The following is a 19,718-nucleotide window of genomic DNA, read 5'->3' on the forward strand; positions in this document are numbered from 1 at the left end:
CCGCCGGCCCTGCCACGTCCGACCGCGCTGCCGCCGCACACCGCCGCGGAGGCCGGTCGCCCGCTCTGCGGATGCTCGCGACCCGCTCGGTCGGGGCGGTCGCGGTGTTGCTGGCGGTCACGGTCGTCGTGTTCCTCTTCGTGCACCTCGCCCCGGGCGGGCCCGAACAGGCGCTCGCCGGACGGGAGGCCACGCCCGAGCAGCTGGCCGCGATCCGCGCGCGGTACGGCCTCGACGATCCGCTGTGGCAGCAGTACCTGCGTTACCTCGGGGCGTTGACCCATCTCGACCTGGGCACGTCCCTGCTGCGCCGCGAGCCGGTGACCCGCTCGATCGGCCAGGCCGCCGGGGTGACCGCCCCGCTGGTGCTGATCTCGTGGCTCCTGGCCGCCGTCGCCGGCACCGCGCTGGGGATGTTCACCGCGTTGCGCGCCGGGAGCCGGTTGGACCGCGTGGTGCTCGCACTGACCGTGCTGGCCGCCAGCACCCCGGTGTTCGCGACCGGGCTGCTGTTGGCATGGGTGTTCGGCATCCAGCTCGACTGGCTGCCGGTGCTGGGTGCCGGTCGCGACGGCGGCGACCGCGCCCGCTACCTGGTGCTGCCGATCCTCACCACCACCCTGGTGCTGCTGGCGTCCTCGACCCGCTTCGCGCGGGTGCGGATCGGGCAGATCCTCGAGGAGGACCAGGTGACGTTCGCCCGGGCACGAGGGCTGTCCACGAGCTACGTCCTGGTTCGGATCGTGCTGCGCAACGCCGCCGTGCAAACCATCACGCTCTCCGGCGCGGTGCTGATCGCCATGCTGGGCGGGCTGGTCGTCGTCGAGCAGGTCTTCGCCCTTCCCGGGCTGGGCACGTTGCTGGTCACCGCGATCGGCGCGCGCGACATCCCCGTGATCCAGGGTGTGACCCTCGTCGTGGCCGTGGCCGTGGTCGTGGTCAACCTCGTGGTGGATCTGCTGTGCCTCGCGGTCGATCCGCGGATGCGCCGCGGTCTGGAGGTCGACCGATGAGCCCGGCCGGGATCGTCCTCGCGCGGCGGCCGCGGGCGCGGCGCTTCCTGGCCGGACCGGGGGTTCCGCCGGGGGTGGCCGCGGCCGCGCTGTTCCTGGGCCTGGTCGCGGTGTGGGTCGTGGCGCCGGGGCTCGCTCCGCACGACCCGGCGCTGATCCGCCCCGGCGACGCCTACCAGGGGCCGAGCTCCGCGCACCTGCTGGGTACCGATCCACTCGGGCGCGACGTGCTGTCGCGGTTGATCGACGGCGCGCGCACCGCGGTGCTGGCACCGCTGGCGCTGGCCGCGGGAACGATCGCGGTCAGCACGACGCTGGCCGTGCTCGCCGGCTACCTCCGGGGCTGGGTCGACGCGGTGATCAGCCGCGTCGTCGACGTCCTCTACTCCATCCCCGCCCTGATGGTCGCCATCGTCATCGTCGGCGTCACCGGGGGCGGGTTCGGGCTGTCGATCATCGTGCTGCTGGTCTTCGGCCTCCCGGCCAACGTGCGAGTCCTGCGCGCGGCCGTCATGGAGCGCGCTGCGCTCCCCTACGTCGAAGCGGCCCGGACGCTCGGGGTGTCCACGCCCCGCATCATGCTGACCCAGCTCGTGCCCGCCATCGGACCACTCGTGATCACCAGCTTCTTCCTGCAGATCACCTTCGCCATCGTCGATCTGTCGTCGCTGTCGTTCCTGGGGTTGGGTGTGCCGCCGGGGGCGTCCGACTGGGGCCGGATGATGGCGGAGAACCGCGCCACCATGAGCGCGAACTTCTTCTCCACGGCCGCGCCCGGCCTGTGCCTGGCCGCGGTGGCCGTGTCGGCGAACGTGCTCGGCGATTGGCTCTACACCCGCTACGAGCAGGCTGGACGTTCCCGATGACGAGCCGGATCAGCCCGACCGCCCTCGTCGCGACGGGTCTCTCCGTCCGTGGCGTACGCGGCGGCGCACCGGTGGGGCTGACCTCCGATGTCGACATCGAGGTGCCCGCCGGAGAGGCCGTGGCGATCGTCGGCGAGTCCGGCAGCGGCAAGTCGTTGACCGCGCGGGCGCTGCTGTCGCTGCTGCCCCGCGGGCTGGCCTCCTCGGGCACCATTCGGATCGGGGATCGCGACGTGTCGCTGCTCGACGACGCCGAGCGTCGCCGCCTCCGCGGCAGCGAGCTCGCGTTCGTCATGCAGGACCCGTTCACGATGCTCAACCCGCTGGAACGGTGCGGCTCACAGGTCACCGCCGCGCTGCGTGGCCCGGACGGTCGGCGGCTGCGGAAGGCGGCGGCCCGGGACGAAGCGGTGCGCCGGCTCGCCGAGGTCGGGATCGCCGATCCGGCCGTGGCCGATCGCTACCCGTTCGAGCTGTCCGGGGGCATGCGCCAGCGCGTCGCGATCGCGGCGGCGATCGCGGAGAACCCCGCCGTCCTGATCGCCGACGAGCCCACGACGGCGCTCGACGTCACCACGCAGAAGGAGATCCTCGACCTGCTCGAACGGCTCTCCCGCAGTCATCGCATGGGCCTGGTGTTGATCACGCACGACCTGCGGGTTGCGTTCTCGGTGTGCACGCGGATCTACGTGATGTACGCGGGTGAGATCGTCGAGGCCGGCCGCCCCGTGGACGTGCGGAACCGCCCTCGCCACCCGTACACCGCGGGTCTGCTCCGCACCGAGCCGCCGTTGGACCGGCGGGTGCACCGGCTCGCCCGCATCCCCGGTGCCGTCCCCGCCCCCGGGGCGCGTCCAGCCGGCTGCCGCTTCGCCCCGCGGTGCGGCTGGGCCGAGGCCGACTGCCACGACCACCATCCGGCCCTGACCGTCCTGCACCTCGATCACCAGGTGCGGTGCCGCCGCGCCGACGAGCTCACCGAGCAGCTGCGGCCGTCCCGCACCGATGAGCCGCCCGAGCCCGCCGTCGCCTGCGCCGCATCGGACCGGGCTCTCATCCGCACCCGGGCGCTGCGCCGCACCTACGGCCCACGGGTCGCGGTCGCCGGGGCCGACATCGAGGTGCACGCCGGCGAGAGCGTCGGCCTGGTCGGTGAGAGCGGATCGGGCAAGACCACCCTGGCGCGCATGCTCGTCGGCCTGACCCGGCCGAGCTCCGGCAGCGTCGAGGTCGGCGGCGTCGATCTGGCCTCGCGCCACCTCAGCTCCGCCGACTGGGCCGTCGTCCGCTCCACCGCGCAGATGGCCTTCCAGGATCCCTACTCCACGCTCAACCCGCACCGCACGATCGGAGCCGCCCTGCGGGACGGGCTCCGGTTGGTCGGCGCCGAGGACATCCACCGGCGCACCGACGAGCTCCTGGAGCGGGTCGGCCTGTCCGGCGACCACGCCAGGAGGATGCCCGCCCAGCTCTCCGGCGGGGAGCGCCAGCGGGTCGCGATCGCTCGAGCGCTCGCGCGCTCTCCCCGGGTGCTGGTCTGCGACGAGATCGTCTCCGCGCTCGACGTGTCGGTGCAGGCGCACATCCTCAACCTGCTGCGCGATCTGCAGGTCCGGCTGGGGCTCTCGCTGGTGTTCATCACCCACGACCTGGCCGTCGCCCGGCAGGTCACCGATCGCATCTACGTCCTGAAGGACGGCGAGATCGTCGAACAGGGCGCCACCGGCGACGTCCTCGACCACCCCCGCCACCCGTACACGCAGCGCCTGGTCGCCTCGGTTCCCAGCCCTCGTCCCGACCCCGGAACCGAGCTGGAAAGGGGAAAACCCGCATGAGCCTCCGCAGCCCGTACCCCGACGTCGAGATCCCCGAGGTCTCACTGCCGGAGCTGCTGTTCGGGGCCGGCTTCGGCGACCGGGCCGACGCCCCGGCGGTCGTCGACGGATCGACGGGGGCCGCGGTGACCTTCGCCCAGCTCGACGCCATGGTCGACCGGATCGCCGCCGCGCTGCACGGGCGCGGGCTGCGGCGAGGCGACGTCGTGGCCCTGTTCGCCCCGAACTCGCCCACCTGGGTCGCGGTGTTCCACGGCGTGCTGCGCGCCAACGGCGTGGTGACCAGCGCCAACTCCCTCTACTCTCCCACCGAGCTCGCCCACCAGCTCGCCGACTCCGGCGCGCGGATGCTGGTCACCGCATCCCCGTTCGTGGACCGGGCCACCGCGGCGGCCGCCTCGGCCGGGCTGCCCGCCGACGCCGTCGTCACCCTCGACCCGGTCGACGGCCACATCTCGCTCGCGGACCTCCTGTCGAGCACCGCCGAGCCCCCCGTCCTGGAGGTCGGGCCCACCGACACCGCGGTTCTGCCCTACTCCTCCGGCACGACCGGGCTGGCGAAGGGCGTGATCCTCACCCACCGCAACCTGGTGGCGAACCTGCTGCAGCTCGCCCCCGTGGCGACCACGGACGAGACGACCCGCGTCCTCGCCGTCCTGCCGTTCTTCCACATCTACGGCATGACGGTGCTGATGAACCACAGCCTGCACCGGCGGGCCACGGTCGTCACGATGCCGCGCTTCGAGATGGCGGAGTTCCTGCGCGTCGTCACGCAGTACCGGCTCAACCGGCTCTACATCGCCCCACCGATCGCGGTCGGCCTCGCCAAGCACCCGCTGGTCGACGAGCACGACCTGTCGTGCGTGGACGTCGTCTTCTCCGGTGCCGCCCCGCTCGACGCCGAGCTCGGGCACGCGGTCGCCCGCAGGCTGGGCTGCGTGGTCCTGCAGGGCTACGGCATGACCGAGCTTTCGCCGGTGAGCCACTCGATGGACGAACGCCGCCCGAACGACGACCTGAACGGCGTCGGCTACGCGCTCCCCAACGTCGAGAGCAAGCTCGTCGACGCCGAGACCGGCCGCGAGGTCGGACCCGGTGAGCGCGGGGAACTGTGGGTCCGCGGGCCGAACGTCATGTCCGGCTACCTGAACAACCCCGCGGCCACCGCGGCGACCCTCGACGCCGACGGCTTCCTGCACACCGGGGACGTCGCCACCGTCGACGAGAACGGCTACTTCCGGATCGTCGACCGACTCAAGGAGCTGATCAAGTACAAGGGCTACCAGGTGCCGCCCGCGGAGCTCGAGGCGCTGCTCCTGACCCACGAGGACATCGCCGACGTCGCGGTGATCGGCGTGCGCGACCCGGAGGGGGAGGAGGTACCGAAGGCGTTCGTCGTGCGCCGGGACGGCGCCGGCCTCACCGCCGACGACGTGATGACGTACGTCGCGGAACGGATCGCGCCGCACAAGAAGGTGCGGGTGGTCGAGTTCATCGACCGGATCCCCAAGTCGGCGTCGGGCAAGATCCTGCGCAAGGAGCTGCGGGCCCGGGAGAGCGTGGCAGCCGAGGGCCGAGCCGCCCCCGGCATACGCTGATCATCTGCCGGCGGGCCGACGATCCGTCCACGCTGCGACGTTGTCGGTCACGAAGCTCGAGAATCCGATCGGCGGCCGCCCGATGAGTCGCTGGAGATCCGGCGTGGTCCGATCCTCGGCGCCTCCGGCGATGGCCACGTCCATGGCCGCGAGGGCCTTCGCGTGGGCCTCTCCGAGCCCTGCGGCCGTGAGGCGGGCGACGAGTTCTTCCACGCTCACCGGCTTGTGCGTGACGGCGAACCCGACCGCTGCGCCGATCCGCGCGGCCACCTGGGCGTAGTCGAGCGCCTCGGGGCCGGTGAGCACGAAGTCCGCGTTGGGAGCCCGATCGGCCGTCAGCACCGCGGCGGCCGCCTCGGCGATGTCGTCGGCGCTGATGAACGGGATGCGTCCGGCGCCGGAGGCGCTGTAGATCGCGTGCTCGTCGCGGATGGTGGCACGGTGCGGCCCCTCCGAGAAGTTCTGCATGAACCACGACGGCCGCAGGACCGCCCACTCCGCGGCCGACCCGGCGAGCCACCGGTGGACCTGCCCCATGGCCGGCCCACCCGCTGCCAGCAGCGACGCGCTGAGCAGGACGAACCGGGCCACGCCCTTCGCCATCGCCGCCTCGACGAACTCGATCATCAGCGGAGCCGGATCGGCGACCCCGCTCGGTGACACGAGGTACGCCGAGCCGACCCCCTCGACGGCGGTGTCCCACGTGCTGCGGTCCGTCCAGTCGAAGCGGACGCGGCCCTCCCCCGGCCGGCGCGACGCCGCGCGCGCCGGCACACCACGCCCGCGCAGTGCCGCGAGCAGCCGACGCCCCGTCTTGCCGGTCGCGCCGGTCACCAACACCGGCCCGCTCACGCCAGGGCCTCCGCCGAGACGAGGGGGTTCCAGTACTCCCGGTAGTGGGCCAGCTTGCCGTCGCGCAGCTGGGCCACGACGACGTACTGCTGGTTGTACGGCTTGCCCGTCCCGCTCGCGCGTCCGCGGATCGCCAGCTCCGCGATCACGGTGTTCGGGTCGAGGCACTGGTGGATCTGCAGCCGGTCCACGCCCTCGATCGAGAACTTGGAGGGGAACCGCGTCATGTATCCGAGGATCTCCGCCTTCCCCTCGAGCCGCTTCGGGCCGTCCCCGGCGGCGAAGGGGAACTCGCAGATCCCGTCATCGGCCCAGAGCTCGATCCACTCGTCGAACCGCTGGGCGAGCAGCAGCGTCCGGTACCGCTGCATCACGGCCAGGTTGGCCTGCCGGATCTCGTCCTCGGTCACCGCTGAGTCGCCCTTCCGTTGTGATGGTCGTAGCATCCGGACCGTCGGTCCGGATATCCTCAACATACGGACCGCTGGTCCGGTTGACAAGCGGGTGGAGGCACGACATGAGGGGCAAGGAGCGGGCCGACGCTGCCCGCAACCGGCAGGCCATCCTGGACGCCGCCGATCGGCTCTTCGCCGACGCGACCGATCCGCACGAGGTGTCCATGGACGACATCGCGGCGGCCGCCGGCGTGGGCAAGGGCACCCTGTTCCGCCGGTTCGGCGACCGGACGGGCTTGATCAGGCATCTCTACGCGGCACGACTGGCTCCGTTGCGCGACCAGATCGAGAACGGCCCTCCGCCGCTCGGGCCGTCGGGTGCGCCGCGGGAGCGCATCGCCGCGATCATCGACGCCATCGCGGTGATCAAGCTCGAGAACGCGCACCTGATGATCGCCCTGGAGGGCGGGGGTGCGCCCGCGCACCGGCTGCACGAGACCGCCGACTACGTGGCCGTGCACGAGCTCCTCACCGACCTCGTCACCGCATCGGGCGGCGACCCCCGGTACGCCGGATGGGTCGCCCACGTGCTGCTGGCCGCGGTGCGCGCGGACCTGCTCCGGCACCTGGTCGACGTGGAAAAGCGCAGCCACGCCGAGATCCGCGCGAACCTTCGGGCCTTCACCACGCACACCCTGTCGTTCCGTCCGCCCGGCGGTGCATGAGCCCGTCGCGACTAGACGGAGAACGCCGGCACGGTGTCGTGCTTTGCGATCACCGTGCCCCCCACGTCGCCCCCCGTCGTCGACCTTCGGCCTCGGGCGGGCGGGCCACGACCTGCGGAGTTGCGCCGCGATCGTCGGCTCATACCCGGATCTGGTCGACGGTGCGGTTCGCCGGGTCAGCACCTGCGGGCCCGTAGCCGATGGCCCCGAGCTCGGTGCTCCTCCCGGTGCCGCCGCCTGAATCCGCAGGCGAACACCCGGTCGGACCGCAGCTCCCCGCCGTCGCGGGTGAAGCCGACGGCTTGGGCTGGCGCCTCCGGCGTGCCGGGCGGTGCTTCGGACGTCATGACGTCCCTTCGGGCGAGCGGGCGATCGCTACCTGAAGCACGGCCGCCACCGGCTCGGTGAGGTCGACGAAGCGACCGACTCCGCTTGCTCGACCAACGGTGGCTCTCACCGGCACCGACGTGCGGACCGGCCTGCCCCGGCCCGGCCGCACGCTCGGGCCACGTGCAGCGAGGTCTCGGCGAAGCACCGGTACTGCCTCCCGCGGTGGTGGATCGGTGGTCGACTCGTCCGTCGGCGCGTGGATCCCAGGAGCCGGGTCGGCTTCGCCGCTGCCGAGTCGCCACCTCCGGGAGACGGCCGAGGCGTACGGCCGATCGAGCCCGCCGCTAGAGTTCCGGCCCGTGACCGGCCGGCGGATCGACCACGTCGACGATCCCGACGCACCCCGGCCCACCCGGATCGTCCCCGCGGTCGCCGTCGCCGTGGTCAACGACGCCGACCAGCTCCTGATGATCCGGCGGGCCGACAACGGGAAGTGGGCGCTCCCGGGCGGGAAGCAGGAGGTCGGCGAGACCCCGATGCAGGCCGGGCGGCGCGAGGTGCTGGAGGAGACCGGCGTCCGGTGCGAGATCACGGGTCTCGTCGGGATCTTCAGCAACCCCCACCACGTGGTCGAGTACGCGAGCGACGGCGAGGTCCGACAGGAGTTCGCGATCCTCTTCGCCGGGACCGCCGTCGGCGGGGAGCTCACGACCAGCAGCGAGTCCTTGGAAGTCGCGTGGTGCGACCGGCGCGACGTGCTCCGGCTCGACCTCACGCCCGCCCACCGGCGCCGCGTCCGCTACTTCCTGGAGTTCACCGGGGCGCCGTTCCTGGAGTGACCGCTCCGGCCGAGGGCGTCAGCGGCCGTGAAGGCGGGTGCTCGGGGTTCGGCTTCTACCGCGCGCTCTACCTCGGACCAGGAGACCGCCACCCCCCAGGTCCACCACGTCCACCAGCGGATCATCGACGCGGTCCGGAACCGGGACGTCGAGGAGCTGATCGCGGCGAGCGACGAGCACCGCGCGGCCACCGAGCGGCTGGTCATCCAGCGCCTGGGGCGGTCGCGCCCCCGCTCCCCCGCCTGGTAGTTGCCCCCGTTCGGGGCTCGACGGCCGCCGCAGGCTGCGCCACGGTGGTGGGCCTCGCTCCGACGGGGTGATGCCGTGCCTGCCGTCCTCACCGGGGTCCGGCCGTGGTTGCGCCGCCACGACCCGCGATCCGCCGCCGTGCGCCGCGCCCTGCGCGTCACGGTGGCCGCGTGCGCCGGCTTCTACGCCTGCCAGTACCTCCTCGGCCAGCCCGTCGCGGCGCTCTACGCGCTGTTCGGGACGATCGCGCTCGGCCTGCTGTCCGACGTCGCCGGGACCCCGGCCGAGCGCACCCGGCTGCTGCTCGGCGCGCTGCCGGTGGGCCTGGTGCTCGTGGCGCTCGGCACGGTCCTCGCGGTCGACGTGTGGGCCGCCGCGGCCGGGATGCTGGTCGTGGGCTTCGCGGTGGCGTTCTCGACGGTGGGCGGCCCGAAGATCGCCGGGCTGGCCAACGGCCTGCAGCTGCTCTACATCCTCCCCTGCTTCCCGCCCTACGACCCGGGCTCGCTGCCCGCCCGCCTGGCCGGGGTCGTGGTCGGGATCGGGCTGCTCGCGGCGGCCGACCGCGTGCTGTGGCCCGCCCCCGGTCCACGGGGCTTCGCCGACCGGCTCGCCTACGCGATCGAGCCGGTGGGTCGGTACGCGGCCGCCGTCGCGGCGGCGACCCGCGACCCCGGGGCGCGGGACGGGCTCGAGCGGTGCGGCGCCGGCGCGATGGACGCCGTCGCGACGTTGCGGCTCGACGAGGTGCCCCGCGCGGAACGGCCCGTCGGACCCGGCGTCCGCGACCGCAGCCTCGGCATCGCCGCGATCGCGCTGCAATCCGTCACGGCCCGGCTCACCAACCTCGTCGCCCTGCTCGACGACCCCGCGCTCGGCGGGCAGGCGAGGGACGCCGTGGCCCGCCTCGTCGCCACCGCGGGCCGGGCGGTCGAGGCGTGCGCGCCCGCGCTGCGCGGCGCCGGGGAAGCGCCCGCGCTCGGACCCCTCGACACCGCGCTGGCCGAGTTCTTGAGCCGGCGCGCCGCGATCCTCGCCGCCCGCGACGACATCGCGCGACGCCACCTGCGCGTCGGCGCGGAGGCCGTGATGGCCGCGCAGTCGACCCGGGCGATCGTCGTGGGCACCCGGGCCGCCCTGGGCCTCGCGGGCCACGAGCCGCCGGTCGGGATCGCGCCGGTCACGTTCGCCTACCTGGACCGGTCGGCGGCGCAGCGGTGGTGGCGCCGGCTGCGGGTGCACCTCACGCCCCGCTCGGTGTACTTCCAGAACGCCGTGCGGCTCGCGGTCGGGCTCGCGGTCGCCCGGATCGTCGCCGACCTGCCGGACATCACCCACGGCTTCTGGGTGATGCTGGCGACGCTCACCCTGATGCGCACGTCGCTCGTGGCCAGCCGATCGACACTCGGCCCTGCGTTCGGCGGCGTGCTCGCCGGGGCCGTCCTCGCGGGGATCATGCTCGTCGCGGTGGGCGACCGCACCGAGATCTACACGTGGTCGCTGCCGGTCCTCATGGCGCTGGGCTTCGCGGTCGGGCCGCTGTTCGGGCCCGCGGCCGGCCAGGCCGGGTTCACCGTCGTCGTCGCGGCGATCTTCGCCCAGCTCGCGCCCGCGACGTGGCACCTCGCCGAGACGCGGCTGGTCGACGTCGTCCTCGGCGGGCTGGTCGGCGCGGTCATCGGCGCGGCGGTGTGGCCCCGCGGCGGCGCGGGCGAGGTGCGCCGCAGCGCGGCCGCCGTGCTGCGGACGGGCGCGGACGACGTCGTCGCCACCGCGCGGATCTTGACCGGGACCCCCGCCTCGCCCCGTGCGGACCTGCCGAAGCGGTTGGCGCTGCTGGACGCGACGCACGCCCAGTTCCGCTCGGAGGGGGCGTCTGCCTCGGCGGGCGCGGACGTCGACTGGCTGGCGGTGCTCGGGGTCGGCCACCGGCTGGTCGACGACGCCGACCTCCTGCGGGGCCGCTACCCGGACCCGGACCCCCTGCCCTGGCCCGCGGTCGCCGCCGCGCTGGTCGACGCCGCCACCGTGGTGGCGCACGACCTGCGGGTCACGGCCGCCGCCCTGGCCACCGCGGCCGCGGCGCCCCCGGACGAGAGCGCCGGCGTGCACGCACGCCTGTCCCCGCACCCGCCCGTCGCCGACTACGGGCGCGCGCCCTCCGACGCGCTCCGTGTGGTCGACGTGTGGGGGTGGCTGCACGGCCTCGCCGACGACCTCCACCGGCTGCACGGGGCCCTCACCGCGCCGGGCCGGGAGCGGCCGCCCGTCCGGTCATGACGCGGAGCCGGTGATCACCGGGTCGGCGGCGAGCGCCTCCGTGCGCGCGGCGACCGTCTGCCGCAGGGTGTCGAGGTCGGCGGCGATGGAGGCGGCGTCGAGCGTGTCGCTCACCGGCACGGTGGCGGCGAGCTCGTCCAGCACGCGCATGGCGCCACCGCCGGCGTAGAACCGCTGGTAGAGCTCGCGATAGGCCTCCTCGTACGCCGCGGTGAAGGCCGGCGTCGCGAGGAAGCGATCCTTGAGCGCGTGCCCCACCGCCGGGCCCTGCCGCTGGTCTCCCCCGGGGCCCGGCGGCCCCTCGCCCGGTGGCGGTGCGAGCACCGCGCCGGGCGGAGCGGCACCGCCGCCGGGCGCAGGGGCACCGCCGCGCCGGGCGATCATGCCGACCTCGTCGTGGGGTCCGGCGTCGATGTGCCCGGTGAAGGCGAAGTTGAGGTCCCAGGCGATGACCTCGAACCTCTCGGTCTCCAGGTCGTAGCGGAGGTAGGAGTTGCGCCCGGGCCCGGCCATGTCGTCGAAGTTGAGCAGCAGGTTCTGGGTGGCGACGTAGCGGGCGAGGGAGCCGACGTCGACGTGCTCGTCGAGCTCGGCGGCGAACTCCTCGTCGGTGGCGCCGTTCACCCACCGGACGAGGTCGATGACCGGCTGCAGGTCCTGGCTGCCGATGCGGTTGATCTGCTCGAAGTCGGTGACGTACTCGGTCGGGTCGTCGCCCTTGTCGGTGAACGAGCCGCCCGACAGCGACTTGTACAGCACCCCGTCGGTCGCGAACTCCCGCTCCGCGTAGGCCTCGTCGGGGTGCTCGAGGAGCAGGCGGGTGGTGGTCGGCCGGTCGTTGACCGTGAACGTCGCGTACACGTGGTCCTGGACGGGCTGCCCCGAGTCGGCGACGAGGCCGAGCGCGAGCGCCTCGTTGGCGGCGAACCGCGAGCTCCCGCTCGCCGGGCGCACGGCGATCTCGGCGTACCCCTGGTAGCGGCGGCCCTCGACGAACTCGTCGAAGCTGATCAGCCACGGCAGGGTCTCCGGCTCGTCGTCGCTGAGCGGCACGGCGCCGACCCGCACCCGGCCCCCGCCGCCCGGCGGCCCAGCGCCCTCGCGAGGCACAGCGCCCTCGCGAGGCACAGCGCCATCGGGAGGCACGGCGCCCTCGGGTAGCCGCACCACGGCGGGGGGCTGCTGTCGGCCCCGGTCGGGGTTGTCCGGGTCGCGCATGGCCATCAGGGTGGAGTTGCCCTTCAGCCGCACGCCGACGTCCTCGACGAGCGTCCCGTCGATGACGAGGTCGGCCGCCATGTACTCCTTCGCGCCCTCCTCGTACCAGGCCTGCAGGATCCGCTCGTAGTCGGCCTCGGCGAAGGTGAGCGTCACCGAGTGGCCGACCGAGTCGTCGAACAGCGGGACCGTCCCGGCGATGTCCTGGGTGACGACGGGCGGCTCGTACAGGTCGTCCCCGGTGACGTAGGGGACCACGCGGGACGGGCCGAAGACGCCCATCGCCACCACCAGGAACGCCGCGCACAGCGCCACCGGGCGCCAGTGGTGGCGCAGCCGCACCGGGATCCGGTGGCGCCACCGAGGCTGCGGCCCGCTCACAGGTCGGTCTGGTCGTAGCCGGTGAGCACCGCCACCCGCTGGCCCGCGTTGCGCGCCTGCAGCGCCGCGATCAGCTCGCTCTGCGTGACGCCCTTCTTCAACCGGGCCGTGTAGAAGTGCTCGGTCAACGCGCCGCCGCGGATCGACTCGGTGCTCACGAGCTCGAACTCGCTCGTGTGGCGGATGAGCACGTCGGCGATCACGGGCGTGTAGTCCCCGTCGGAGGGGACCTGCACCTTGACGACCTGGCGCTGCACGTTGAGGTGGAACCAGTTGAACCGGTGCATGATGACGACCACCAGGCAGATCGCGACGGCGGCGGCGATCGCCAGCGTGTAGAAGCGCGTGCCGCAGGCCATGCCCACGCCCATCACGAGGAAGATGAACCCGACGTCGCGGGTCTCCTTGATCGCGTTGCGGAAGCGGACCACCGACAGCGCACCCACCAGCGCGAACGCCCGGGCGATGTTCGAGCCGACCACCAGCATGATCAGCGCGATGAGCATGCCGAGGACCACGAGCGTCTGCACGTAGGACTGGCTGTAGGAGATGTTGCGGTGGGTCGCCCGGTAGACGAACGCGATCATGACGCTCAGCGCGAACGCCAACCCCAGCGCGGCGGCGACGTCGAACGCGCTGAAGGTGCCGGAGAGGTCCTGGAAGTTCATCCGTGGCTCCGCACGGGACGCGACGCGTCCTCGAGGTGGTCGTCGGGGATGTGGAAGACCGAGCGCGGGGCCTTGCCGAAGGCCTCCACGCTCTGGCAGTACTTGGACACGCGCACCACGGAGAGGTTCAGCGCGGCGGCCATGTCGGTGACCCAGTAGGGCACCCGCTCGTTCGCCTTGACCTCCATGATCGCGAGGTGGGGCGGGACGATGAACCGGTTCTCCGCCTCGGCGCCCAGGTGGAAGTCGCGGTCGCGGCCGCGGATGCGGTGGTCCAGGGTCACGCGCAGGCCGAGGTCGACGCCCCGGCCGACGAACGGCTCGCGCTGGTAGCCGGTGGTCGCGACGGGCCGCAGATCGTTCTCGACGATCAGGGCGAGGACCTCTTCGAGGAACGCCCGCTGCGCCGGCTCGTGCGGCACCATCTCGCGCCCGTCGCACAGCCGCCGCGCCAGGTGGTACGGCAGCCGCACCCTGCGCTTCTGGGTGACGCGGTTGACGCGCTGCTTGATCTCGACGAACACCGGTGAGTCGTCGGTGATCGCGGCGCGGTCACCGTAGTTGCGCAGCCGCAGCTTGCGGCGGAACCGCAGCCCCTCGATCTTCTCCCAGTAGAAGCGCAGGCCGGCGGAGTCGTAGTAGAGGCTGATCACGTCGTAGCCGCCGTGCCGCGCGTGCGCGTCGGGGTCCATGCGCCGGCGCAGCTCCTCGCGGATCTGCGGGACCTGCGCCTCGCCGACCAGGTACTTGATCTCGTACCGGTTGAACGCGTGCAACGGGCTCGGCGCACGCAACGCGTTCGGGCCCACCGGCCCCGGTGGGACGTGCGGGTCGGCCGCCTCCTCCGGTTCCCGCGCCCGCGGCCGACGCCGGAAACGCATGCAGGTGCTCCCCTCGGTGCGATGTGGACGCACCAAGTACGCGGGAAGCGCCTGTGCCGCCGGTGAGCGCGACCTGTGAGCCGGATGTGGACGCGCTACCGCGCGAGCCAGCCCCCGTCGACCGGCACCACCGCGCCATGGACGTAGTCGGCGGCGCGGGAGCAGAGGAACAGCACGGCGCCTGCGATGTCCGACGGGGCGGCCCAGCGGCCCGCGGGGATGCGGCTCAAGATCTCCTGGCTGCGCGCCGGGTCCTCGCGCAGCTCGCGGGTGTTGTCGGTGGCGACGTAGCCCGGGGCGACCGCATTGACGTTGACGCCGCGGCTCGCCCACTCGTTGGCCAGCGCCTTCGTGAGCCCCGCGATCGCGGACTTGGACGCGGTGTAGCCGGGCACCCGCACCCCGCCCTGGAAGCTGAGCATCGACGCGGTGTTGACGATCTTGCCGCCGCCGCGGCGGACCATCGAGCGGCCGACCTCGCGGGCGAGCACGAAGGCCGCCCGCAGGTTCACCTCGACGACGTGGTCGAAGTCGGCGTCGGTGTGTTCGGCGGCCGGGGAGCGGCGGATCGTGCCCGCGTTGTTGACCAGGATGTCGACGTCGCGCCCTGCGAGGTCGGCGGCGAGCGCGGCGGTCTGCTCGCGGTCGGACAGGTCGGCCTGCAGCGGTGTGAACGTCCGCCCGTGCGCCTCGACCGCCGCGCGCACGGCGCTCTCGCCGGCGGGCATGCGGGCCCCGGCGCCGATGATGTCGGCACCCGCGGCGGCCAGGCACTCGGCGATCGCGAGGCCGATGCCCCGGCCCGCCCCCGTCACCACGGCGAGCCGGCCGGCGAGGCCGAACAGGCTCTCCGTGTAGGCGGCGGGGGAGGTCGTGGTCGTCATGGGGGCGTGATCTCCTCATCGGGGACGTGTCCGAGGGCGGCGGAGATCTTGTCCGCCGCCTCGATGGCGTACGGCGCCATCGCCGCCACCTGTTCTGCGGTGTGTTCGAGGGTGAGCGTCGAGATGCTCAGCCCGTACTTGATGCTTCCGGTGTGGTCGCGGATGGGTGCCGCGACGCAGCGGATCCCCGGCTCGTTCTCCTCGTCGTCCTCGGCGAAGCCGCGCCTGCGGACCGCCGCGGCGGTGGCCCGCAGGGTCTCGAGGTCGCGGATCGTGCGCTCGGTCCGCGGCACGAGGCCGGTGCGCGCGGCGTAGCGGGCGAGGCCCTCGTCGGTGTAGCCGGAGAGGACGACCTTCCCGATGGCCGAGGAGTGCATCGGGATCGCCAGCCCGACCCGGGACGGCATCGTGTACGGCTTGTCCGAGTCGGCGCGGATCAGGTAGATGATCTCGTCGCCGTTCGCGACGCCGACGTGCACCGTGCACTGCACGCGCGCCACGAGCTCGTCGACGATCGGCTGGGCGATCGCGGAGATGTCGATGCGCTGCAGCGCCCGCCCGGCGAGCGAGAGGACCATGGGGCCGGGCAGGTAGGTGCCGTCCCGGCCGACCGAGACGAAGCCGCGGTCGATCAGGGTGGAGAGGATCCGGTGGACCGTGGCCTTGGCCAGCCCCGTCGCCTCCACCACGTCGGTGAACCGGGGGTGCGACAGCACCGCGGAGAGCACGAGGAGGGTCTTCTCGCTCGCGCTCGACCGTTCACCGGTGGCGGGGGTGCGGGCAGCCATGTCTCACCTGTCCAGGGTCAGCGCATCTGCGTGATCGGGACGCCGTCCATGTCGTCGAAGCACTGATTCTCCCCCGCCATCGCCCAGACGAAGCTGTAGCTCGCCGTGGCGAACCCGCAGTGCACCGACCAGCTCGGGGAGATCACCGCCTGCCCGTCGGCGACCAGCAGGTGCCGCGTCTGCGACGGCTCGCCCATGATGTGGACGACCCGGTCCTCTGCGGGCAGGTCGAAGTAGAGGTAGGCCTCCATCCGCCGGTCGTGGGTGTGGGCGGGCATCGTGTTCCACATGCTGCCCGGGTGCAGCGTCGTCACCCCCATCACCACCTGGCAGCTGCGCACCCCGTTCTCGTGGATGTACTGGTTGAGGGTGCGCCGGTTCGACGTCACCGGGTCGCCGAGCTCGCGCACCGTGCCGGAGCCCGCCTCGACGAACGTCGTCGGGTACGCCGTGTGGGCGGGCGCGGAGAAGAGGTAGAAGCGCGCGGGCGCCGCCGCGTCCGCGCTCGCGAACACGACCTCTCGGGCCCCGCGCCCCACGTACAGGCAGGACCCGTGGCCGACGTCGTAGGCGGTGCCGTCGACCGTGATGGCCCCCCGCCCACCGACGTTGACGATCCCGCCCTCGCGGTGGTCGAAGAAGTGGTCGCTGCGGATCTCCGGGTAGGTCGGCAGCGGGACCGCGTCGTGCACCGGCTGCACGCCGGCGAGCACGACCCGGTCGTGGTGGGTGTACACGGCGCGGACCTCGTCGGCGACGAACAGGTCCTCGACGAGGTAGCGGCGCCGCAGCTCGGCGGTGTCCATGCCCGGCACCTGCTCCGGGCTGGTGGCGTAGCGCTGCTGCACGGGGGTCCTTTCCTGGCTAGAGGAGACCGAGCAGGGTGGGCAGCCAGAGCGACAGCCCCGGCGTGAAGATCACGACGATGAGCACCGCGGTGAGCGCGGCGAAGTACGGCAAGAGCCGGCGCAGGACGTCCTCGATGCCGAGGCCGGCGATCTTCGCGCCGACGAACAGGATCGGCCCGACCGGCGGCGTGATCGTGCCGATGCTCAGCGCGAACACGATCATCATGCCGAAGTGCACCGGGTGGATCCCGAAGCTCTCGACGATCGGCAGGAAGATCGGCGTGAAGATCAGCACGGCGGGCGTCGGGTCCATGAAGCACCCGACCACGAGCAGCACGACCGCGATCAGGAGCAACAGCAGGACCGGGTTGCGGGTGAGTCCGAACATCCCCGAGGCCACCAGCTGCGGGATCCGGGCGAACGACAGGACGAAGCCCATGATCGTCGACACGCCGATGAGGAACATGACGACGGCCGTGGTCCGCGTGGCCTCCATGAGGATGCCCGGCAGCTGCCGGACGCCGATCGCGCGGTAGAGGAACGACAGCAGCAGCGCGTAGAGCACCGCGATGCAGGAGGCCTCGGTCGGGGTGAAGAAGCCCGCGAGGATGCCGCCGATCACGACCACGACCAGCAGCAGCGACGGCACGGCCTCCAGGAGGGTCCGCAGCGCCCGGGCGAGACCGGGCCGCTCGGTGACCTTGAGCTCGGGGCGCTTGCGGGCGTACAGGTGCACGATCGCCATGCACACGAGCGCCCACGCGATCCCGGGCAGGTAGCCGGCCACGAACAGCGCCGCGATCGAGGTGCCCGACACCAGCGAGTAGACGATCATCAGGTTGCTCGGCGGGATGAGCATCCCCGACGGCGCCGACGCGATGTTCGTGGCGGCGGCGAAGCCGCGGTCGTAGCGCTCCTCCGCCTGCAGCGGCCCCATCGTGGAGCCGACGGCGGCCGCGGCCGCCACCCCGGAGCCGCTCACGGACCCGAAGAGGGCGTTGGCCGCGACGTTGGTCTGGGCGAGCGAGCCGGGCGCCCGGCCGACGAGGACCTTCGCCGCGTTGATCAGCCGGAGCGCGATGCCGCCGTTGTTCATGATCACGCCCGCGAGCACGAAGAACGGGATCGCGAGCAGCGGGAACGAGTTGATCCCGCGGAAGATCTGCTGCGCCGAGGTCAGCACGCCGTCCTCGGTGCCGAGGATGACGAACATCGCCGCCAGCGACGACAGCCCGACGGCGACGCTCACCGGCGCACCGATCACCAGGAGCAGGGCGATCCCGCCGAGCAGCAGGAGCCCGGCGAGCGCTGCGGGGTCCATGTCCGAGGCCTCCTCAGACGAGCTCGGGTTCGGAGTCGTCCACCGGGCGCTCGGCGCCGGTGAGGATCCGCACCAGGTGGTAGAGGGTGTAGAAGGCGATCAGCGCCCCGCTGATCGGCAGCGCCAGGTAGAGCGGGCCCACGGTGACCGGCAGACCCGTGAGGTTCTGTTCCCAGGCCAGCTGCGACACCAGGAACCCGCCCCACACGAGCGCGAGGGCGGTGAAGGCGAGGATCGCGAGCTGGACGACGACCGCGAGCCCGATCTGGGCGGGGCGGGGCAGCCGGCGCACGGCCACGTCGACGGCGATGTGCCCGCGCTCGCCGAACACGAGCGCCGAGCCGAACAGCCCCAGCCAGATGAACAGGTACTTGGCGAGCTCCTCGGACCAGCCGCTCGGCGCGCCCAGGACCTGCCGGGTGAACACCTGCCACGACACGTCCAGCACGAGCGCGGCGAACAGCACCACGCAGGCGACGGTCAGCACGCGGTCCAGCGCGTTCTTCACGAGCGTCATCGCGGTGCCCCGCTCAGCCCGCCGACGCCGCGGCCCGCACCTTCGCGTGGATCTCGCGCGTGACGTCCGTGGTCAGCTTCGACTCCACGAGCGGCCGGATCGCGTCGGCGAACGCGGCCGAGTCGACCTCGTTGAACTGCGCCCCGGCGTCCTTCGCGGCCTGGATCGCCTTCTCGACCTCGGTCTTCCACAGCTGCGCCTCCTCCTCGATCGCCGCGCTGAGCTCCTCGGTGAAGGCGGTGCGGTGCTCGGGTGACATGCGCTCGAGGACGGCCGGGTTCGTGATCAGGTAGTCCGGGAACATGAGGTGTCGGGTGTAGCTGTAGTACGGCGCCACCTCGGAGTGCTTGAGGTTGGCGAAGATCAGCTCGTTGTTCTCGCCGCCCTCGATCACGCCGGACTGGATGGCGGTGTAGACCTCGCCCTGCCCCATGGGCGTGCCGTTGCCGCCCATGAGCCGCATCATCTCGATGTTGGTGTCGGACTCGATGACGCGGATCTTCATGCCCGCGAGGTCGGCCGGCGTGGTGACGGGCCGCTGGGAGTTGTAGACCGAGCGGACCCCGCCGTGGAACGCCCCGAGCACGTGGATGCCCTGGTCGTCGAGGGAGGAGTACAGCTCCGAGACGATCGCGGGGTCGTTCGTGACCCGGCGCTGGTGGTCCTGCGAGTCGAACGTGAACGGCAGGTTGAAGACCACGAAGTCGGGGTTGAAGTTCTCCAGCAGCGGACCGCCGACCAGCGCCATGTCGAGCGCGCCCGACTGCACCAGCTCGATCGTCTCGCGCTGCGCCCCGAGCGTCTCGTTGGGGTAGACGTCGATGTCGTAGGCGCCGCCGGTGCGCTCGCGCAGCCGATCGCCCATCGCCTCCAGCGCGATGTACTGGGGGTGGTTCTCGGGCTGGTTGAACGCGACCCGCAGCACCGTCTCGGCCGTCGACGCCCCGCCGCCGCCCTCGCCACCGATGGAGTCGGGGACCCCCGTCCCCGCGCTGCACGCGGTCACCGCGAGCAGCGCCGCACCGGCCACGGCCGCCATGGCGACCACCTGCCTCCTCCGCCCCATGTCGGACTCCCTCGTCGCTCGAATATGGAACTTTGTTCCGTGACACGGAACAGCGCCAGACCGTAACGCGGCAACCCGTTCCGCGCAACGGGATGGGGCGAGCGCTTTCTGTGGTGCGGGGCAGCGGCGCGACCCCGGGGACCGGGTCCGTATCGTCACGACCG

Annotated in this window: 19 protein-coding genes; 8 read left to right on the forward strand and 11 right to left on the reverse strand. The window is 72.7% G+C overall.

The genetic code is table 11. The features are described from left to right. Positions 1-71: 71 nt before the first annotated feature. The 4 genes from VKZ81_RS10610 to VKZ81_RS10625 are packed head-to-tail and all read left to right on the forward strand — an operon-like array spanning position 72 to position 5,312. On the forward strand, positions 72-1,013 hold the full coding sequence (locus VKZ81_RS10610) for an ABC transporter permease (protein WP_324241306.1): 942 nt from the start codon (positions 72-74) through the stop codon (positions 1,011-1,013). Beyond that, entirely contained in the window at positions 1,010-1,879 is an 870-nt protein-coding gene (locus VKZ81_RS10615; protein WP_324241307.1) for an ABC transporter permease, read from the forward strand. Before VKZ81_RS10610 ends, VKZ81_RS10615 begins: the two co-directional genes overlap by 4 nt. Further along, complete coding sequence (locus VKZ81_RS10620) at positions 1,876-3,714, forward strand: ABC transporter ATP-binding protein (protein WP_324241308.1); 1,839 nt, start codon at positions 1,876-1,878, stop codon at positions 3,712-3,714. Before VKZ81_RS10615 ends, VKZ81_RS10620 begins: the two co-directional genes overlap by 4 nt. Then, positions 3,711-5,312: an AMP-binding protein gene (locus VKZ81_RS10625; protein ID WP_324241309.1), complete on the forward strand. Its 1,602-nt coding sequence runs from the start codon at positions 3,711-3,713 to the stop codon at positions 5,310-5,312. The genes VKZ81_RS10620 and VKZ81_RS10625 overlap by 4 nt, the downstream gene beginning before the upstream one ends. On the opposite strand, the gene VKZ81_RS10630 is transcribed toward VKZ81_RS10625, so the two are convergent. After that, the gene (locus VKZ81_RS10630) at positions 5,313-6,164 is read right to left on the reverse strand and encodes an ergot alkaloid biosynthesis protein (protein ID WP_324241310.1); all 852 of its coding nucleotides are present in this window, start codon (positions 6,162-6,164) and stop codon (positions 5,313-5,315) included. Beyond that, positions 6,161-6,574, reverse strand: a complete 414-nt coding sequence (locus VKZ81_RS10635) for a nuclear transport factor 2 family protein (protein WP_324241311.1) — start codon at positions 6,572-6,574, stop codon at positions 6,161-6,163. Before VKZ81_RS10635 ends, VKZ81_RS10630 begins: the two co-directional genes overlap by 4 nt. Positions 6,575-6,681: 107 nt before the next feature. Here VKZ81_RS10635 and VKZ81_RS10640 point away from each other — a divergent pair, with 107 nt between their 5' ends. From VKZ81_RS10640 to VKZ81_RS10655, 4 genes are all read left to right on the forward strand, one after another. Beyond that, complete coding sequence (locus tag VKZ81_RS10640; protein ID WP_324241312.1) at positions 6,682-7,284, forward strand: TetR/AcrR family transcriptional regulator; 603 nt, start codon at positions 6,682-6,684, stop codon at positions 7,282-7,284. 689 nt (positions 7,285-7,973) lie between these two features. Further along, complete coding sequence (locus tag VKZ81_RS10645) at positions 7,974-8,453, forward strand: NUDIX domain-containing protein (RefSeq protein WP_324241313.1); 480 nt, start codon at positions 7,974-7,976, stop codon at positions 8,451-8,453. 27 nt (positions 8,454-8,480) lie between these two features. Continuing rightward, positions 8,481-8,702 carry a hypothetical protein gene (locus VKZ81_RS10650; protein WP_324241314.1) on the forward strand — a complete coding sequence of 74 codons (222 nt, stop codon included), beginning with the start codon at positions 8,481-8,483 and terminating at the stop codon, positions 8,700-8,702. Positions 8,703-8,777: 75 nt separating this feature from the next. Then, on the forward strand, positions 8,778-10,982 hold the full coding sequence (locus VKZ81_RS10655; RefSeq protein WP_324241315.1) for an FUSC family protein: 2,205 nt from the start codon (positions 8,778-8,780) through the stop codon (positions 10,980-10,982). Here VKZ81_RS10655 and VKZ81_RS10660 read toward each other — a convergent pair. The 9 genes from VKZ81_RS10660 to VKZ81_RS10700 all read right to left on the reverse strand — a co-directional run bounded on the left by VKZ81_RS10660 (position 10,977) and on the right by VKZ81_RS10700 (position 19,554). After that, positions 10,977-12,581 (reverse strand): CotH kinase family protein, encoded by a 1,605-nt coding sequence (locus VKZ81_RS10660; RefSeq protein WP_324241316.1) that lies wholly within the window; start codon positions 12,579-12,581, stop codon positions 10,977-10,979. The two genes, VKZ81_RS10655 and VKZ81_RS10660, sit on opposite strands and share 6 nt — an antisense overlap. After that, positions 12,578-13,249: a DUF4956 domain-containing protein gene (locus VKZ81_RS10665; protein WP_324241317.1), complete on the reverse strand. Its 672-nt coding sequence runs from the start codon at positions 13,247-13,249 to the stop codon at positions 12,578-12,580. Before VKZ81_RS10665 ends, VKZ81_RS10660 begins: the two co-directional genes overlap by 4 nt. Next, positions 13,246-14,130 carry a polyphosphate polymerase domain-containing protein gene (locus VKZ81_RS10670; RefSeq protein WP_324241318.1) on the reverse strand — a complete coding sequence of 295 codons (885 nt, stop codon included), beginning with the start codon at positions 14,128-14,130 and terminating at the stop codon, positions 13,246-13,248. The genes VKZ81_RS10665 and VKZ81_RS10670 overlap by 4 nt, the downstream gene beginning before the upstream one ends. Positions 14,131-14,225: 95 nt before the next feature. Continuing rightward, positions 14,226-15,014 carry an SDR family oxidoreductase gene (locus VKZ81_RS10675; RefSeq protein WP_324241319.1) on the reverse strand — a complete coding sequence of 263 codons (789 nt, stop codon included), beginning with the start codon at positions 15,012-15,014 and terminating at the stop codon, positions 14,226-14,228. After that, entirely contained in the window at positions 15,011-15,802 is a 792-nt protein-coding gene (locus tag VKZ81_RS10680; RefSeq protein ID WP_324241320.1) for an IclR family transcriptional regulator, read from the reverse strand. Before VKZ81_RS10680 ends, VKZ81_RS10675 begins: the two co-directional genes overlap by 4 nt. A gap of 17 nt (positions 15,803-15,819) precedes the next feature. Continuing rightward, complete coding sequence (gene kduI / locus VKZ81_RS10685; protein ID WP_324241321.1) at positions 15,820-16,650, reverse strand: 5-dehydro-4-deoxy-D-glucuronate isomerase; 831 nt, start codon at positions 16,648-16,650, stop codon at positions 15,820-15,822. A 16-nt stretch (positions 16,651-16,666) separates the two neighbouring features. Further along, positions 16,667-17,971: a TRAP transporter large permease gene (locus VKZ81_RS10690; protein WP_324241322.1), complete on the reverse strand. Its 1,305-nt coding sequence runs from the start codon at positions 17,969-17,971 to the stop codon at positions 16,667-16,669. Between the two features lie 13 nt (positions 17,972-17,984). Beyond that, a complete protein-coding gene (locus tag VKZ81_RS10695) occupies positions 17,985-18,488 on the reverse strand; it encodes a TRAP transporter small permease (RefSeq protein WP_324241323.1) in 504 nt (167 codons plus the stop codon). A gap of 13 nt (positions 18,489-18,501) precedes the next feature. Beyond that, positions 18,502-19,554 carry a TRAP transporter substrate-binding protein gene (locus VKZ81_RS10700; protein WP_324241324.1) on the reverse strand — a complete coding sequence of 351 codons (1,053 nt, stop codon included), beginning with the start codon at positions 19,552-19,554 and terminating at the stop codon, positions 18,502-18,504. Between the last annotated feature and the right edge of the window lie 164 nt (positions 19,555-19,718).

The organism is Pseudonocardia sp. (assembly GCF_035305885.1).
GTDB lineage: Bacteria > Actinomycetota > Actinomycetes > Mycobacteriales > Pseudonocardiaceae > Pseudonocardia.

What these genes read in the sequence shown, in the direction of transcription:
- VKZ81_RS10610 (WP_324241306.1), top strand. Translation starts at nt 72, where the DNA reads ATGCTCGCGACCCGCTCGGTCGGGGCGGTCGCGGTGTTGCTGGCGGTC.
- VKZ81_RS10615 (WP_324241307.1), top strand. Translation starts at nt 1,010, where the DNA reads ATGAGCCCGGCCGGGATCGTCCTCGCGCGGCGGCCGCGGGCGCGGCGC.
- VKZ81_RS10620 (WP_324241308.1), top strand. Translation starts at nt 1,876, where the DNA reads ATGACGAGCCGGATCAGCCCGACCGCCCTCGTCGCGACGGGTCTCTCC.
- VKZ81_RS10625 (WP_324241309.1), top strand. Translation starts at nt 3,711, where the DNA reads ATGAGCCTCCGCAGCCCGTACCCCGACGTCGAGATCCCCGAGGTCTCA.
- VKZ81_RS10640 (WP_324241312.1), top strand. Translation starts at nt 6,682, where the DNA reads ATGAGGGGCAAGGAGCGGGCCGACGCTGCCCGCAACCGGCAGGCCATC.
- VKZ81_RS10665 (WP_324241317.1), bottom strand. Translation starts at nt 13,249, where the DNA reads ATGAACTTCCAGGACCTCTCCGGCACCTTCAGCGCGTTCGACGTCGCC.
- VKZ81_RS10670 (WP_324241318.1), bottom strand. Translation starts at nt 14,130, where the DNA reads ATGCGTTTCCGGCGTCGGCCGCGGGCGCGGGAACCGGAGGAGGCGGCC.
- VKZ81_RS10675 (WP_324241319.1), bottom strand. Translation starts at nt 15,014, where the DNA reads ATGACGACCACGACCTCCCCCGCCGCCTACACGGAGAGCCTGTTCGGC.
- VKZ81_RS10680 (WP_324241320.1), bottom strand. Translation starts at nt 15,802, where the DNA reads ATGGCTGCCCGCACCCCCGCCACCGGTGAACGGTCGAGCGCGAGCGAG.
- VKZ81_RS10690 (WP_324241322.1), bottom strand. Translation starts at nt 17,971, where the DNA reads ATGGACCCCGCAGCGCTCGCCGGGCTCCTGCTGCTCGGCGGGATCGCC.
- VKZ81_RS10695 (WP_324241323.1), bottom strand. Translation starts at nt 18,488, where the DNA reads ATGACGCTCGTGAAGAACGCGCTGGACCGCGTGCTGACCGTCGCCTGC.
- VKZ81_RS10700 (WP_324241324.1), bottom strand. Translation starts at nt 19,554, where the DNA reads ATGGGGCGGAGGAGGCAGGTGGTCGCCATGGCGGCCGTGGCCGGTGCG.